Raw genomic sequence first — 15294 nt, forward strand, 5'->3', positions numbered from 1 at the left:
TGGTGGCGCGACCCGGGGAGGACAAGCCCCGGGCAGCTCCGCTCAGTCCGCCTGGCGGCGCAGGAACGCCGGGATGTCCAGGTAATCGTTCGGCAGTTCCGCCGCCGCCGGGGCCGAAGAGGCCGGGGCCGACGCGGTGGAGGCTGCCGCGGTATCGCTGCTGGCACGACGCAGGCCCAGGCCCATGCCGCCCACGGCCTTGGAGACCGCGTCGCCACCCGTGTCGAACTCACCGAACTCCGGCTGGCCGGTAGTGGCATTGCGCACCAGCTTGATCGGCGCACGCTCGCCCGGGCGCTGGCTCTTGCTGGCCGACACGCGGTTCAGGCCGGTAGCCACCACCGTCACGCGCACTTCGTCCTGCATGTCCGGATCCAGCACGGTACCGACCACAACGGTGGCATCTTCGGACGCGAAGCCATCGATGGTGCGGCCGATCTCGTCGAACTCGGCCATGGTGAAGTCGGCGCCGGCGGTGATGTTGACCAGGATGCCATTGGCACCGGCCAGGTTCACATCGTCCAGCAGCGGGTTCTGGATCGCCGCTTCGGCGGCAGCCTGGGCGCGGTCATCGCCACGGGCGGTGCCGGTACCCATCATCGCCAGGCCCATTTCGGACATGACGGTGCGCACGTCGGCGAAGTCGACGTTGATCAGGCCCGGACGCACGATCAGGTCAGCGATGCCCTGCACGGCCCCCTGCAGCACGTCATTGGCGGCACGGAAGGCCTGGATCATGGTCGCGTTGCGGCCCAGCACGGTGATCAGCTTCTCGTTCGGAATGGTGATCAGCGAGTCGCAGTGCTGGCTCAGTTCCTCGATGCCCTTCAGCGCAACCTGCATGCGGCGACGGCCTTCGAACGGGAACGGCTTGGTGACCACGGCCACGGTCAGGATGCCCATTTCCTTGGCCAGCTGCGCCACCACCGGCGCCGCGCCGGTGCCGGTGCCGCCGCCCATGCCGGCGGTGATGAACACCATGTCGGCGCCCTGCAGGGCGTCCATGATGCGCTCACGGTCTTCCAGGGCGGCCTGGCGGCCCACTTCCGGGTTCGCGCCTGCGCCCAGGCCCTTGGTCACGTTGGTGCCCAGCTGCAGCTGCAGCTTCGCACCGCAATTCTTGATGGCCTGCGAGTCGGTGTTGGCGGTGATGAACTCCACGCCGTCCACCGCCGAGTTGACCATGTGCGCCACGGCATTGCCGCCGCCGCCGCCCACGCCAACCACCTTGATCACCGCATTGGGTGCCATCTTTTCGATCAGTTCAAAATGCGCCATGTCCGTGTCCTCGTTGTATCCGCTTTCGATGGCATGGGCATTCGGGCGTCCTGCCGTCCTGCTGCATGCCGCCGTTGCGGCTGTGTGGGTTGTGTGTTGCCGGTGTTGCGTTGTGTTGCGGGTGTTGCATCCGGGCGATGCCCGGCGTTACGGGTTCCGCGTCAGAACTCGCCGCGGAACCAGGTCTTGAGTTTCTTGAACATGCTGCCGGCGCGCCCGGTCGGCAGCGATGGCCGGCGCGGATGCTCGATCTGGCTGCCCATCAGCAGCAGGCCCACGCCGGTGGCGTGCACCGGGTTGCCGACCACTTCACCCAGGCCGGTGACGTGCTGCGGAATGCCCACGCGCACCGGCATCTGCAGCATCTCTTCAGCCAGCTCGACCACGCCTTCCATCTTCGATGCACCGCCGGTGAGCACCATGCCCGCGCGCACCAGCTCTTCGAAGCCGGAGCGACGCAGTTCGGCCTGCACCATCTCGAAGATTTCCTCGTAGCGGCCCTGCACTGCCTGCGCCAGCGAATGGCGCGGCATGCGCCGCGGCGGGCGATCACCCACCGACGGCACCTGGATGCTCTCCTCGGCGGTGGCCAGCTGGGCCAGGGCGCAGGCGTAGCGCACCTTGATCTGCTCGGCTTCCGGGGTCGGCGTGCGCAGCATGTGCGCGATGTCGTTGGTGACGTGGTCGCCGGCAATCGGCAGCGATGCGGTGTGGCAGATCGCGCCCTGCACGAACACCGCGATGTCGGTGGTGCCTGCGCCCATGTCGACCAGCACCACGCCCAGCTCGCGTTCGTCGGCGGTCAGCACCGCCACGCTGGAGGCCAGCGAGGACAGCACCAGATCATCCACCTGCAGGCCGCAGCGCTGCACGCACTTGCTGATGTTGGCGGCGGCGGACTGCGCGCACACCACCAGGTGTGCATGCACTTCCAGGCGCACACCGGTCATGCCGACCGGGTTGCGGATGCCTTCCTGCGAATCATCCAGCACGTACTCGCGCGGGATCGCATGCAGGATCTTCTGGTCGGCCGGAATCGCCACCGCCTTGGCAGCGTCGAGCACGCGGTCCAGGTCGCCCCAGGTCACCTCGCCATCGCGGATCGGCACGATGCCCGGCGAGTTCTTGCACTGCACGTGGTTGCCGGAGATCGAGGCGTAGACCGAACGGATCTCGCAGCCGGCCATCAGCTCGGCCTCTTCGACCGCACGCTGGATCGACTGCACGGTCGATTCGATGTCCACCACCACGCCGCGCTTGAGGCCGCGCGACTCGTGCGATCCGATGCCGATCACTTCGATCGGGTTGCCCGGCGAATACTCGCCCACCAGCGCCACCACCTTGGAGGTGCCGATATCCAGGCCGACGATCAGCGATTTGTCACCCTTGCGATTCATGTCCTTTCCTGCGTCCTTCTTGCCGGGGTCGCCGGCGCATCAGCCGGCGCGGCCGGGGTGCCCCAGCTCAGCGTGAAACCATTGGTGTAGCGGAGATCGGCGCGCTCGATCGGCGCAGCCTGGTTGGCCAGTTGGGGCAGCACGCGCACGAAGCGCTGCAGGCGCGAACGGGCGTCATCGCGTCCGACGACCACTTCGGTGCCATTGCTCAGCACCAGCGACCAGCTGCCGCGCGCGTCCATGGTCAGCCGGCGCACGTCGACGCCGGCAGGCGCGAACAGCGCGCGTGAATCGTTGTACAGCTTGACCACTTCCTCGGTCTGGCTGTCGGGGCCGTCCAGCTCGGGCAGCTGCAGGTCGGCCAGCTTCTTCGGCGTGGGGAACAGCTTGCCCTGCTCAGACAGCAGGCGACCCTCGCCCCAGCGGGCGAAAGGCTTGTGCTCGACCAGGGTCACTTCCAGCACGTCTGGCCACTGCTTGCGGACCTGCGCGCTTTCCACCCACGGCAGCTTCTCCAGTGCGTCCTGCGCATCCTGCAGCTTGACCGCGAAGAACCCGGCACGCGCATACGGCAACAGCACCTGCTGCAGCTGCTCGGCCGGCACGCGCTTGAATTCACCGTGCACGCGCAGCTTCGCCAGCGGCCAGCGCTCGGCGCCGACCCAGCCATTGACCACGGCCACCACCGGCAGTGCCACCACCGACAGCGCCAGAAGCCAGACGAAGATGCGCAGCACCGCGTTCATGCGTGGCCAGCCTCCAGGGTCTGTTCGAGCACGCGCCACACCAGCTCCTCGAAGCCGATGCCGGCCTGGCGGGCCGCCTTGGGCACCAGCGAGTGGCTGGTCATGCCCGGCGCGGTGTTCACTTCCAGCAGGAAGAAGCGGCCACTGGCGCGGTCACGCATCACGTCCACACGCCCCCAGCCACGGCAGCCGGCGGCGCGGAACGCGGCCAGCGCGATGCGACGGATCTCGTCCTCGGCCTCGCCGTCCAGGCCCGGGCACAGGTACTGGGTATCTTCTGCGATGTACTTGGCGTTGTAGTCGTACCACTGGCCCTTGGGCACGATGCGGATCGACGGCAGTGCGACATCGCCGAGGATGGCGACGGTCAGCTCGTCGCCGACCACCATCTGCTCCATCAGCAGCTGGCCGTCGTAGCGCGCGGCCAATGCCACCGCCTCGTCCAGGCCTGCTTCGTCGGTCACCCGGCTGATGCCCACGCTGGAGCCTTCGTTGGCCGGCTTGACCACCACCGGCAGGCCCAGCTCGCGCGCCTGTGCGTGGACGGTCTCGGCAGTGACCTTCCGGTACTGCGGCGTCGGCAGGCCCAGCGACAGCCACACCTGCTTGGTGCGGATCTTGTCCATGCTCAATGCCGAACCCAGCACGTCCGAGCCCGTGTACGGCACGCCGAAGGCGTCCATCAGGCCCTGCACGATGCCATCCTCTCCGCCACCGTTGTGGCCGTGCAGGATGTTGAACACGCGATCGATGCCGCCGCCGGCCAATGCCCGGGCCAGCGCCGGAATGCCGTCCACGGCGAACGCATCGACGCCGCGCGACTGCAGCGCCTCCAGCACGTTGCGGCCGGAGTCCAGCGACACCTCGCGCTCGCTGGAGGTGCCGCCGAGCAGCACGGCGACGCGGCCGAACACGGCCGGGTCGGTACTGCGCAGCGGCGGGAAGGTCAGCGTGCTCACGCCTCGCCCTCCGCCTTGAAGCCTTCCACTGCGATGTGGGTGGCGACGGCGCCGATATCGCCGGCCCCCATCATCAGCAGCAGGTCACCATCCTGCAGCACGTCCGGCAGCACGCTTGCCAGTTCGGCGGCCTTGCCCACCACCACCGGCTCGCTGCGGCCGCGGGCGCGGATGGCGCGTGCCAGCGCATGCGAATCGGCACCTGCGATCGGCTCCTCGCCGGCCGGGTAGACCTCGCTCAGTACCAGTGCGTCGACGCTGGACAGCACTGCAGCGAACTTGTCGAACTGGTCGCGGGTGCGGCTGTAGCGGTGGGGCTGGAACGCGACCACCAGGCGCTTGTCGGCCCAGCCACCGCGGGCAGCGGCGAACACCGCCTCCAGTTCGCTGGGGTGATGACCGTAATCATCGATGATCCGCACCCTGGCACCGCTGGCGGTGGTGACTTCGCCCAGGTCGTTGAAGCGACGGCCGACGCCGGCGAAGGCCTCCAGCGCACGGGCAATTGCATCCGGTGCCACGCCCAGCTGCCAACCGACCGCTGCGGCGGCCAGCGCGTTGAGCACGTTGTGCCGGCCCGGCAGTGCCAGCACCACTTCCTGGCTGGTGCCCTGCGGCAGGCGCAGGGTGAAGCGCATGCGCGAGCCCTCCTGCACCACGTTCTCGGCGCGCACGTCGGCCTGCGGGCTCATGCCGTAGCTCATGACGTGGCGCGGCGTCCTGGCGGCCAGTGCAGCCACTTCCGGATCGTCGATGCACAGCACCGCCAGCCCGTAGAACGGAAGGCGCTGCAGGAATTCGGCGAATGCGGCCTGCACCCGGGCGAAGTCGTTGCCGTAGTTCTCCAGGTGGTCCGCATCGATGTTGGTGATGATGGACATCAGCGGATTCAGGCGCAGGAAGCTGCCATCGCTCTCATCGGCCTCGGCCACCAGCCACTGCCCACCGCCCAGCTTGGCGTTGGCGCCGGCGGCCAGCAGCTGGCCACCGATCACGAAGGTCGGGTCCAGGCCGCCCTCGCTCAGCACCGCTGCCGTCAGGCTGGTGGTGGTGGTCTTGCCATGGGTGCCGGCCACGGCGATGCCGCGCCGGAAGCGCATCAGCTCGGCCAGCATCGCCGCACGCGGCATGATCGGAATGCGCTGGCTGCGCGCCTCCATCAGCTCCGGGTTGTCTTCGCGGATCGCGCTGGACACCACCACGCAGTCGGTGCCCAGCACATTGGCCGCCGAATGGCCACGCATGATGCGTGCGCCCAGGCCGGCCAGGCGGCGGGTGGCCGCATTGTCGGCATTGTCCGAACCGGACACTTCATAACCCAGCGTCAGCATCACTTCGGCGATGCCGCTCATGCCGGTGCCGCCGATGCCGACGAAGTGCACGCGCGGGAAGGCGCGCACCAGGTCGTTGGTGTCGTGCAGGCGACGGATCATGCGCGGCCTCGCGCAGGGCAGGCGCGCTGGCATGCCTTCTTCATACAGCTTCCTCGAGAATGATATCGGCGATGCGCTCGGCGGCATCGACCTTGGCCAGGGCACGCGCGGCTTGCGCCATCTGCATGCGGCGGCCGGGATTTTCGGACAGATCGCGCAGCAGTGCGGCAATGCCGTCTGCCAGCGTTCCGTCCTGCTTCAGCAAAACCGCCGCGCCGCGCTCGACCAGATACTCCGCGTTGCGGGTCTGGTGATCGTCGACGGCGGCGGGGAATGGCACCAGCACGCTGCCGACACCAACCGCGCACAACTCGGCCAGGGTGGATGCCCCGGCACGGCACACGACCAGGTCGGCCCACGCGAATGCCTCGGCCATGTCCGCGATGAACGGCGTGATCTGCGCCTGCACGCCCGCCTTGGCATAGGCCTCGACCGCTTCGGCGTGCAGCTTCTCGCCGCTCTGATGGCGCACCTGCACCGGCACTTCCGCACCGAGCGCTGCGATGGCCTGCGGCACGCCGCTGTTGAGTGCGCGCGCACCCTGGCTGCCACCCACCACCAGCACGCGCAACGGACCGTGGCGATCGGCGAAACGCTGTTCCGGCGGCGCGATCGCGGCGATCTCCGCGCGCACTGGATTGCCCACCGCTTCCTCACCCTTGGCGAAGGTGCCCGGGAACCCGGTCAGCAGGCGGCGCGAGTAGCGCGACAGGATGCGGTTGGTCATGCCGGGTGCGCGGTTCTGCTCGTGCACCAGCAGTGGCAGCCCATGCAGGCGGGTGGCCATGCCACCGGGTCCCGAGGCGAATCCGCCGAAGGCAATCACCGCACGCGGCTGGCGACGGCGGATGATCATGCCGGCCGCACGCAACGCGCGCATCAGCCGCCACGGTGCGCCCAGCAGTGCCAGCTTGCCCTTGCCACGCAGGCCGGTGATGGACAGCGTGTCGATCGGAATGTCGTGCTGCGGCACCAACCGGGTTTCCATCGCGCCTTCGGCGCCCATCCAGGTGACCGGCACGCCACGCTCGCGCAGCACGCGGGCCACGGCCAGCCCCGGGAAGATATGACCGCCGGTACCACCGGCCAGGATCATCACCGGGCGAACGTTGTGGTCGGCAGCGCTCATCCGAGCCTCCCGAACGTCGGTTCGACGCGGGACTGCAGGCGGCTGGTGCCACGCACGGCAGGGCCCGCGCCGGCAGGCGCGTCCGCGCCCATCGGCAGCGACCCCGCGGACGGGGCGGACGGCTCTTCGGCCGGTGCGGTGGCAGCATCGTCGCCGCCGCCGATGCGCACGGCCTGGCGGCGCTCGGCACGCTTCAGCTCGTAGGACACGCGCAGCAGCAGGCCCATCGCCACGCACGTCATCAGGACCGACGAACCGCCCGAGGAGATCAGCGGCAGGGTCAGGCCCTTGGTCGGCAGGATGCCCAGGTTCACGCCGATCGAAACGAAGGTCTGCATGCTGATCCACAGGCCGATGCCGAAGGCGATGTAGCCGGAGAAGTGGCGCTTCATTTCCACGCAGCGCATGCCCAGCCAGAAGGTGCGGCCGACCAGCAGCGCGAACAGGGCGATGATGACGCAGGTGCCCATGAAGCCGAATTCCTCGGCGGTCACCGAGAAGATGAAGTCGGTATGTGCTTCGGGCAGGTAGTACAGCTTCTGTACCGAATTGCCGAGGCCGACGCCGGTCCACTCGCCGCGCCCCACCGCCATCAGCGCGTTGGACAGCTGGTAGCCGTCGCCCTGCTGGTCGGCCCACGGGTCCAGGAACGAGGTGATGCGGCGCATGCGGTACGGCTCGATGATCGCCAGCGCGCTCATGCCGACCAGGCCGATGATCACCGGCATCGACATGCGCGGCATGTTGACTCCGCCCAGCACCAGCATGCCGGCCGTGATCGCCAGCAGCAGGGTCGACGAACCGAAGTCGGGCTGCAGCAGCAGCAGCACCACCAGCGCACCGGCCACGCCCAGCGGCTTGAGCATCGCCGGCCAGGTCGCGTTGACCTCGTCGCGGAAGCGCACCAGGTAGCTGGACAGCCAGACGATGTACAGCACCTTCACCGCTTCCACGGTCTGGAACTTGGAGACCCCCAGGTTGATCCAGCGGCGGGCACCATTGACGCTGCTGCCCAGACCGGGGATGAACACCACCAGCAGCAGTGCGAAGCAGCCCAGCAGCAGCACCTGGTTGTACTGCTCGATGGACTTCAGCTCGGTACGCGCGGCAATGGCCGCCAGCACGATGCCGATCGCCAGGAACACCAGGTGGCGGTTGAGGTAGTAGAACGGGCTGCTCATCAACGCGATCGAGCTCGACGCCACCATCACCACGCCCAGCCCGGTGAGCGCGAGCATCGCACCCAGCAGCCACTTGTCGTAGCTGCCTTCGATGGCTTCGAGGCGTGTTGCCTGGCGGGACAGGTCGTTCATCGTCAGCGCACCTTCAACGTGGCCAGGCCGATCAGTACGAGCACGACGGAGATGATCCAGAAGCGCACGATCACGCGCGGCTCCGGCCAGCCCTTCAGTTCGAAATGGTGGTGGATCGGCGCCATGCGGAACACGCGCTTGCCGGTCAGCTTGAACGAGGCGACCTGGATCATCACCGACAGGGTCTCGATGACGAATACGCCGCCCATGATCACCAGCACCAGTTCCTGGCGGGTGATCACCGCGATCGTGCCCAGCACCGCGCCCAGCGCCAGCGCGCCGATGTCGCCCATGAAGACCATCGCCGGATAGGTGTTGAACCACAGGAAGCCCAGACCGGCGCCCGCGATGGCGGCGCAGATGATGACCAGCTCACCGGCACCGGGAATCTGCGGGATCTGCAGGTAGTTGGCGAACACCACGTTGCCGGAGGCGTAGGCGAACACGCCCAGCGCACAGGCGACCAGCACGGTCGGCATGATCGCCAGGCCGTCCAGGCCATCGGTCAGGTTGACCGCGTTGGAGAAGCCGACGATCCAGAAGTAGGCGATGGTCACGAAGCCGATGCCGGCCAGCGGCAGCGCCACCGACTTGAACATCGGAATGTAGAAGGTCAGTGCGGCAGGCACATCGGCGGTATAGAACAGGAACAGGCCGGCGGCCAGTCCGAAGATCGACTGCAGCAGGTACTTCCAGCGCGACTTCAGGCCGTTCGGGTCGCGGCGGACGATCTTGATCCAGTCGTCATACCAGCCGATCGCGCCGAAGCACAGCATCACCGCCAGCACCAGCCACACGTAGCGGTTGCGCAGGTCGGCCCACATCAGCACCGACAGGGTGACGGTGAGCAGGATCAGCGAACCGCCCATGGTCGGCGTGCCGGCCTTGGAGAAATGGGTCTGCGGGCCGTCCTTGCGGATCGGCTGGCCGCCCTTGAACTGGGCAAGCTTGCGGATCATCGCCGGGCCGAGCCACAGCGACAGGAACAGGGCCGTCAACGCGGCAAGGATGGCGCGGAACGTCTGGTAGTTGAACAGCCCGAACAGGCTCTCCAACTGCTGCAACCATCGAGCCAGTTCATACAACATGCGGGGATTCCTCTCCTTGCGCCAGCAGCGCTTTGACGATCGTGTCCATGGCGCTGCCACGGGAACCCTTGACCAGGCAGCGCACGCCGGCGTGCAGCTCGTCCTTCAACGCCTGCGACAGCGCGTCATGGGTGGCGAATTGGCGGCCGCCTTCGCCGAACGCGGCGGCGGCGGCGGCACTGAGCGGACCGAGCGCATACAGGCGCTTCAGCCCTGCGGCGCGCGCGCGGACGCCGGCCTGCGCGTGCAGCGACTGCGCATCCGGGCCAAGCTCACGCATGTCACCCAGCACCAGCCAGCCCTCTTCCGGGGCGGCCGCCAACGCATCGATGGCGGCGGCCAGCGAACCGGGATTGGCGTTGTAGCTGTCGTCCACCAGCACCGCACCATTGCGCAGCTGGTGGGCGATCTGGCGTCCGGGCACCGGCTGTGCGCCGGCCAGGCCGGCGGCGACCCATGCCAGGTCGATGCCGGCGGCCAGCGCCAGGCTGGCGGCAGCAAGCGCATTGCTGACGTTGTGGCGGCCCGGCAGGCCCAGCACCACGCGTGCTTCGCCCATCGGCGAGACCAGCGTGAACTGGCTGCCCTGCGCACCGGCGCGGATGTCACGCGCGGTGATGTCGGCCGTGTGTTCCAGGCCGTAACGCAGCACGCGGCAGCGCGGCGGGACGCCGACGAAGTGCTGCTCGAACCAGCGTCCGTAGGCATCATCGACATTGATCACCGCCACGCCGTCGGCCGGCAGTGCGGCGTAGATGGCGCCCTTGGTGGTGGCCACGCCGAGCAGACTGCCCATCCGCTCGAGATGCGCAGGCGCGATGTTGTTGACCAGCGCATAGCGCGGGCGGGCGATATCGGTCAGGTAGGCGATGTCGCCCGGCTTGCCGGCGCCCATCTCGTAGACGGCGTAGTCGGCATCTTCCGGCGCATCGATCACCGCCAGTGGCAGGCCGATCTCGTTGTTGCGGTTGCCCGGGTTGGCGTAGACCACCTTGTGCGTGTGCTGTGCCACCTGTTGCAGGATGGCCAGCAGCAGGCTCTTCACGCTGGTCTTGCCGTTGCTGCCGGTGATCGCGAAGACCTCGGTGCTGCGGTCGCGCTGCATGCCCGTGGCGATCTTCGCCAGCGCCAGTTCGCTGTCGGCGACCAGCACCTGCGGCAGTTCGACCGGCAGCAGGCGCTCGACCAGCAGCGCGCTGGCGCCACGGGCCTGCGCGTCGGCGGCGAAGTCATGGCCATCGAAACGCTCGCCACGCAGGGCCACGTACAGGCTGCCCGGGCCGAGACTGCGGGTATCGTTGCTGATGGCATCGATGGCGACATCGTCGCCGTGGATCTCGCCGCCAGCCCAGTGCGCGATCAGCGACAGCAGGGTGCGCTTCATCGTGCACCCTCCGCCGCCAGCACACCGGCCTTGGCAGCCAGTGCAGCGGCCGCCACTTCGGTGTCGTCGAAGTCGTGGCGTACGCCCTTGATCTCCTGGTAGGGCTCATGGCCCTTGCCGGCGATCAGGATGATGTCGCCGGCACCGGCGCGCTTCACGGCCAGGCCGATCGCGCGCGCACGGTTGCGCTGCACCGTCACCGCACCGGCATCGGTGAATCCCGCAAGGATGTCGGCGACGATGCGGTCACCGTCCTCGCCGCGCGGGTTGTCATCGGTGACGATGACCTGGTTGGCCAGCCGCTCGGCGATGGCCGCCATCTGCGGGCGCTTGCCGGTGTCACGTTCGCCGCCACAGCCGAACACACAGAACAGCGTGCCCTGCAGATGCCCGTGCAGGCTGTCCAGTGCCTGTTCCAGTGCATCCGGCGTGTGCGCGTAGTCGATGACCACGGTCGGCAGGCCCTGCTCGCCGCCAAGGCGGTTCATGCGGCCGCGGATCGGCTGCAGCGCCGACAGCACCTCGGCGATACGCGGCAGTGACTGGCCCTGCGCGTGCAGGGTGCCGGCCACGGCCAGCAGGTTGTCGACGTTGAAGCGGCCCAGCAGCGGCGAACGGACGGCCGCGCGCTGGCCTTCGATCACCAGGTCGAAGGCGATGCCACGGCCATCAAGCTGCAGTGCGTCGGCGAGCACGACGGCGCCGTCGGTACCGCGCGAACTCAGGCCGATCGGCAGCACGCCGGCCGGCAGGTCGGCGAACAGCTGGCGCCCGAACGCGTCGTCGAGGTTGATCACCGCGGCCTTCAGGCCGGGACGATGGAACAGGCGGGCCTTGGCCGCGCCGTAGCTGGCCATGTCGCCGTGGTAATCGAGATGGTCGCGGGTGAGGTTGGTGAACACGGCCACGTCGTAATGCACGGCATCGACGCGGCCCTGGTCCAGCGCATGTGAACTGACTTCCATCGCCACCGCGCGCGCGCCCTGGTCGCGCAGCTGCGCCAGCAGGGCATGCATCTGCAGCACCAGCGGCGTGGTGAAGCCGGTCGGCTCGACCGCGCCGTAAAGTCCAGCACCCAGCGTGCCGATACTGCCACTGGGCGTTCCCAGCAGATGCCAGGCCTGGGCCAGCAGCTGCACGGTGGACGTTTTGCCGTTGGTACCGGTGACCCCCACCATCGCCATTGCCCGCGACGGTGCACCGTGGAACTGGTCAGCCATTGCGCCCATGCGTGCGCGCAGGCCCGGTACCGCAATGGCATCGGCCGGTGCGGGCAGATCGTCCGGTGCCGGCGGCTCGAACAGGATCGCGCCGGCGCCCGCCGCGCGCGCCTGATCGACGAAGCCCAGGCCATGTGCGCCGAAGCCGGCGATGGCCACGAAGGCATTGCCGGGGCGTACGGCACGGCTGTCCAGCACCAGGCCGGTCAGAACGGGATCATGGCCCGCGAGGGCCACGTCCGGAAGCAACTGCGAAAGCAACATCGAAGGGCTCATTGCGTGCCTCCCGTGACGGGCGGCGTCTGGACCTGCGCGCTGGGCAGCGCGGCATCGAATTCGGCGGCGGCATCGACCGGCAACGCGGTCTCGGCCGGCGGGGCCGGCAGGATCGAGGCCGAGTGCCCCATCTTTCCGGACTGCTGCGCGGCCAGCCACGACTGCAGGTCGTCCAGCGGCACATCCATCAGGCGCAGAGTGCCTTCCATCACGTTGTGATAGACCGGCGCCGACACCAGGCCGCCGTAGAACTTGCCGGCCTGCGGATCATTGATGACGATGACAGTGGCGAAGCGCGGGTTGGTGGCGGGCACCACGCCGGCGAACAGCGCGTTGTAGTGACCGCGCTCGTAGCCGCCGGGGCCGGCCTTGCGCGCAGTACCGGTCTTGCCGGCGACGTGGTAGCCCAGGACCGCCGCCTGCTTGGCGCCGCCCTGGGTGACCACCGTTTCCATCATCGCCACCACCTGCTTGGCGACGTTCTCGTCGATGATCTGCTGGCCTTCGTTGCGCTGGCCCTTGACGAAGGTCGGTGCGATCAGGCGACCACCGTTGGCCAGCGCCGAGTACGCGGTGGCGATCTGCAACGGCGTGACCGACAGGCCATAGCCATAGGACATGGTGGTCTTGGTGGTTCCCGACCAACGGCCCGGACGCATCACCACACCTCCCGACTCACCCGGGAAACCGCTGTGCGGTACCGAGCCGTAGCCGAAGCGCCGCACACCGTCATAGAAGGTCTGGTCGGGCATCTTCGCCGCGACCTTGGCGGCACCCACGTTGGAGCTGCGGGTGATCACGCCGGTCACGTTCAGTACCCCGTTGTTGCGCGGCACGTCGCGGATGGTGAAGCGGCCCAGGGTCATGTAACCCGGATTGGTGTCGACGATGGTGTCCTTGGTCACCACGCCTGCCTGCAGCGCGGTGGCGATGGTCAACGGCTTCATCGTCGAGCCCGGTTCGACCAGATCGGTCACCGCGCGATTGCGGCGCGAATCGGGCAACGCACCGGTCAGCGAGTTCGGGTTGTAGGTCGGCAGGTTGACCATGGCCAGGATCTCGCCGGTGGTCACGTCCATGATGACCATCGAACCGCCGGCCGCCTTGTTGGCCACCAGCGCATTGCGCAGTTCCTTGAAGGCCAGGTACTGGATGCGGCGATCGATGCTGAGGGTCAGGTCCTTGCCCGGTTCGGCGGCGCGCAGCAGGTCGCTCTCGACGGTCTCGCCCTTGCGGTTGCGGATCACCCGCTTCGCGCCCGGCTTGCCGCGCAGCCATTCGTCGAACGCCAGTTCCAGGCCTTCCTGGCCGCGGTCGTCGATGTTGGTGAAGCCCAGCACGTGCGCCATCGCCTCACCCTGCGGGTAGAAGCGGCGGAACTCGCGCTGCGCGGCCACGCCTGGAATCTTCAGCGCGACCACCTTTTCTGCCTCGTCCGGATTGATCCGGCGACGCAGGTACATGAATTCCTTGTCCGACTTCTGCGACAGGCGGCTGCTCAGCTCGTCCACCGACATGCCCACGGCCTGCGCCAGTTCGGGAATGCGGTCAGGGGCGCGCAGCAGGTCCTGCGGGTTCACCCAGATCGAGGCCACCGGGGTGGAGACCGCCAGCGGTTCGCCGTTGCGGTCGGTGATCATGCCGCGCGAGGTTTTGATCGGCAGCTCGCGCAGGTAGCGGGCCTCGCCCTGGCGCTGGTAGAAATCGCTGTTGATGATCTGCACGTAGGCCGCGCGGCCGACCAGCGACACCGAACACAGGCCGAGCGCCAGCGCCACCCAGCGCAGGCGCTGGCGCAGGTTGAAGGCGTTGCGTGGACGGTTGCGGCCGGTCTTGCTCATGGGCGCACCACCACTACGTCGGCGGCTTCGGGGAACTTCATGCCCAGCTTTTCACGGGCGATGCGGTCGACGCGGTTGGCTTCGGCCAGGGTGGCCTGTTCCAGCTGCAGGCGGCCGAATTCGATGTTCAGGTCATCGCGCGCACGCTCGGCGCGCGACAGCTCGATGAACGTCTGCCGGTGGCGGTGGCGCACGAACACCACGCCGATCGCCGAGGCCACGGTGGAGGCCAGCAGAATGATCAGCAGCAGGCGGCTCATGCGTCGGCCTCCCGCTTCTGGGCCACGCGCAGCACGGCGCTGCGCGCGCGCGGGTTGGCGGCCAGTTCGTCGTCCGTGGCCTTGATGGCCCCGCCGATCAGGTCCAGGGTCGGCACGAACGCGACCGCTTCAGGCAGGCGGCGGTTGGCAGGCGGCGCCTTGGCCAGACGGTTCATGTACTGCTTGACGATACGGTCTTCCAGCGAATGGAAGCTGATGACCGCCAGCCGGCCGCCGGGCTTGAGCCGTTCCACCGCCGCGTCGAGCCCGGCTTCCAGATCGGCCAGCTCGCGGTTGATGTGGATGCGGATGGCCTGGAAACTGCGGGTGGCCGGATGGATCTTGTCCTTGCCACGGGGCATCACCGACGCGATCAGTTCGGCCAGTTCGGCGGTGCGGGAAAACGGCTGCTTCTCGCGGCGGGCAACGATGGCGCGGGCGATGCGCCGGCTCTGCCGCTCTTCGCCGTAGGTCCACAGCACGTCGGCGATCTCGCGCTCTTCGACGCGGTTGATCCACTGCGCGGCGCTTTCGCCGCTGTCCGGATCCATGCGCATGTCCAGCGGGCCGTCCTTGCCGAAGCTGAAACCACGTTCGGCCACGTCCAGCTGCGGCGAGGACACGCCGAGATCGAACAGCACGCCATCCAGGCCTTCAGCGGTCTCGTTCCACTGCAGCAGCTGGGCGAAGCTGCCACGGAAAATCGACACGCGCGGGTCCGGCGCGAAGTCGCGCTTGGCCACAGCGATGGCTTCCGGATCCTTGTCCATGACCAGCAGGCGTCCCTCCGGCCCCAACTGGGTGAGCACGCCACGTGCGTGACCGCCACGACCGAACGTGCCATCCAGATAACGTCCGTTTTCGATCACCCTCAGGCCGTCCAGGACCTGGGTGTACAGGACCGGCAGGTGCACCGCCGGCGACTGCGACACCGGAAGGTGACCGGCCTGCGCTTCTGGGCGCATCCGGG

At 68.2% G+C, this 15294-nt stretch carries 13 protein-coding genes; all 13 read right to left on the bottom strand.

The genetic code is table 11. From position 1 onward, the window contains the following. Nucleotides 1-42: 42 nt before the first annotated feature. Entirely contained in the window at nucleotides 43-1278 is a 1236-nt protein-coding gene (gene ftsZ / locus ACVOKU_RS12335; protein WP_053516450.1) for a cell division protein FtsZ, read from the bottom strand. 161 nt (nucleotides 1279-1439) lie between these two features. Next, nucleotides 1440-2675 carry a cell division protein FtsA gene (ftsA, locus tag ACVOKU_RS12340; protein WP_005408083.1) on the bottom strand — a complete coding sequence of 412 codons (1236 nt, stop codon included), beginning with the start codon at nucleotides 2673-2675 and terminating at the stop codon, nucleotides 1440-1442. Beyond that, nucleotides 2672-3421, bottom strand: a complete 750-nt coding sequence (locus ACVOKU_RS12345; RefSeq protein ID WP_053516451.1) for a cell division protein FtsQ/DivIB — start codon at nucleotides 3419-3421, stop codon at nucleotides 2672-2674. Before ACVOKU_RS12345 ends, ftsA begins: the two co-directional genes overlap by 4 nt. Then, a complete protein-coding gene (locus tag ACVOKU_RS12350) occupies nucleotides 3418-4380 on the bottom strand; it encodes a D-alanine--D-alanine ligase (protein ID WP_481560052.1) in 963 nt (320 codons plus the stop codon). Before ACVOKU_RS12350 ends, ACVOKU_RS12345 begins: the two co-directional genes overlap by 4 nt. Continuing rightward, a complete protein-coding gene (gene murC, locus ACVOKU_RS12355; RefSeq protein ID WP_053516454.1) occupies nucleotides 4377-5813 on the bottom strand; it encodes a UDP-N-acetylmuramate--L-alanine ligase in 1437 nt (478 codons plus the stop codon). The genes ACVOKU_RS12350 and murC overlap by 4 nt, the downstream gene beginning before the upstream one ends. A 40-nt stretch (nucleotides 5814-5853) precedes the next feature. Continuing rightward, nucleotides 5854-6942 carry an undecaprenyldiphospho-muramoylpentapeptide beta-N-acetylglucosaminyltransferase gene (gene murG, locus ACVOKU_RS12360; RefSeq protein ID WP_065175811.1) on the bottom strand — a complete coding sequence of 363 codons (1089 nt, stop codon included), beginning with the start codon at nucleotides 6940-6942 and terminating at the stop codon, nucleotides 5854-5856. Continuing rightward, a complete protein-coding gene (ftsW, locus tag ACVOKU_RS12365; protein WP_065175812.1) occupies nucleotides 6939-8255 on the bottom strand; it encodes a putative lipid II flippase FtsW in 1317 nt (438 codons plus the stop codon). The genes murG and ftsW overlap by 4 nt, the downstream gene beginning before the upstream one ends. 2 nt (nucleotides 8256-8257) lie before the next feature. Then, a complete protein-coding gene (gene mraY / locus ACVOKU_RS12370) occupies nucleotides 8258-9343 on the bottom strand; it encodes a phospho-N-acetylmuramoyl-pentapeptide-transferase (protein WP_053516457.1) in 1086 nt (361 codons plus the stop codon). Continuing rightward, nucleotides 9333-10727 (bottom strand): UDP-N-acetylmuramoyl-tripeptide--D-alanyl-D-alanine ligase, encoded by a 1395-nt coding sequence (locus ACVOKU_RS12375; protein WP_481560053.1) that lies wholly within the window; start codon nucleotides 10725-10727, stop codon nucleotides 9333-9335. The genes mraY and ACVOKU_RS12375 overlap by 11 nt, the downstream gene beginning before the upstream one ends. After that, nucleotides 10724-12223, bottom strand: a complete 1500-nt coding sequence (locus ACVOKU_RS12380; RefSeq protein WP_481560054.1) for a UDP-N-acetylmuramoyl-L-alanyl-D-glutamate--2,6-diaminopimelate ligase — start codon at nucleotides 12221-12223, stop codon at nucleotides 10724-10726. The genes ACVOKU_RS12375 and ACVOKU_RS12380 overlap by 4 nt, the downstream gene beginning before the upstream one ends. Continuing rightward, nucleotides 12220-14064 carry a peptidoglycan D,D-transpeptidase FtsI family protein gene (locus tag ACVOKU_RS12385; RefSeq protein ID WP_481560055.1) on the bottom strand — a complete coding sequence of 615 codons (1845 nt, stop codon included), beginning with the start codon at nucleotides 14062-14064 and terminating at the stop codon, nucleotides 12220-12222. The genes ACVOKU_RS12380 and ACVOKU_RS12385 overlap by 4 nt, the downstream gene beginning before the upstream one ends. Further along, nucleotides 14061-14324 (bottom strand): cell division protein FtsL, encoded by a 264-nt coding sequence (gene ftsL / locus ACVOKU_RS12390; RefSeq protein ID WP_053516463.1) that lies wholly within the window; start codon nucleotides 14322-14324, stop codon nucleotides 14061-14063. Before ftsL ends, ACVOKU_RS12385 begins: the two co-directional genes overlap by 4 nt. Next, nucleotides 14321-15289, bottom strand: coding sequence for a 16S rRNA (cytosine(1402)-N(4))-methyltransferase RsmH (gene rsmH / locus ACVOKU_RS12395; protein ID WP_481560056.1), 969 nt, complete (start codon nucleotides 15287-15289; stop codon nucleotides 14321-14323). Before rsmH ends, ftsL begins: the two co-directional genes overlap by 4 nt. Nucleotides 15290-15294 lie beyond the last annotated feature (5 nt).

Source organism: Stenotrophomonas sp. STEN147 (assembly GCF_056757995.1).

Coding starts and splice junctions, on each gene's coding strand:
- murG (WP_065175811.1), bottom strand. CDS start 6,942: ATGAGCGCTGCCGACCACAACGTTCGCCCGGTGATGATCCTGGCCGGT.
- ACVOKU_RS12380 (WP_481560054.1), bottom strand. CDS start 12,223: ATGAGCCCTTCGATGTTGCTTTCGCAGTTGCTTCCGGACGTGGCCCTC.
- rsmH (WP_481560056.1), bottom strand. CDS start 15,289: ATGCGCCCAGAAGCGCAGGCCGGTCACCTTCCGGTGTCGCAGTCGCCG.
- ftsL (WP_053516463.1), bottom strand. CDS start 14,324: ATGAGCCGCCTGCTGCTGATCATTCTGCTGGCCTCCACCGTGGCCTCG.
- mraY (WP_053516457.1), bottom strand. CDS start 9,343: ATGTTGTATGAACTGGCTCGATGGTTGCAGCAGTTGGAGAGCCTGTTC.
- ftsZ (WP_053516450.1), bottom strand. CDS start 1,278: ATGGCGCATTTTGAACTGATCGAAAAGATGGCACCCAATGCGGTGATC.
- ftsA (WP_005408083.1), bottom strand. CDS start 2,675: ATGAATCGCAAGGGTGACAAATCGCTGATCGTCGGCCTGGATATCGGC.
- ACVOKU_RS12345 (WP_053516451.1), bottom strand. CDS start 3,421: ATGAACGCGGTGCTGCGCATCTTCGTCTGGCTTCTGGCGCTGTCGGTG.
- ACVOKU_RS12375 (WP_481560053.1), bottom strand. CDS start 10,727: ATGAAGCGCACCCTGCTGTCGCTGATCGCGCACTGGGCTGGCGGCGAG.
- ACVOKU_RS12385 (WP_481560055.1), bottom strand. CDS start 14,064: ATGAGCAAGACCGGCCGCAACCGTCCACGCAACGCCTTCAACCTGCGC.
- ftsW (WP_065175812.1), bottom strand. CDS start 8,255: ATGAACGACCTGTCCCGCCAGGCAACACGCCTCGAAGCCATCGAAGGC.
- murC (WP_053516454.1), bottom strand. CDS start 5,813: ATGATCCGTCGCCTGCACGACACCAACGACCTGGTGCGCGCCTTCCCG.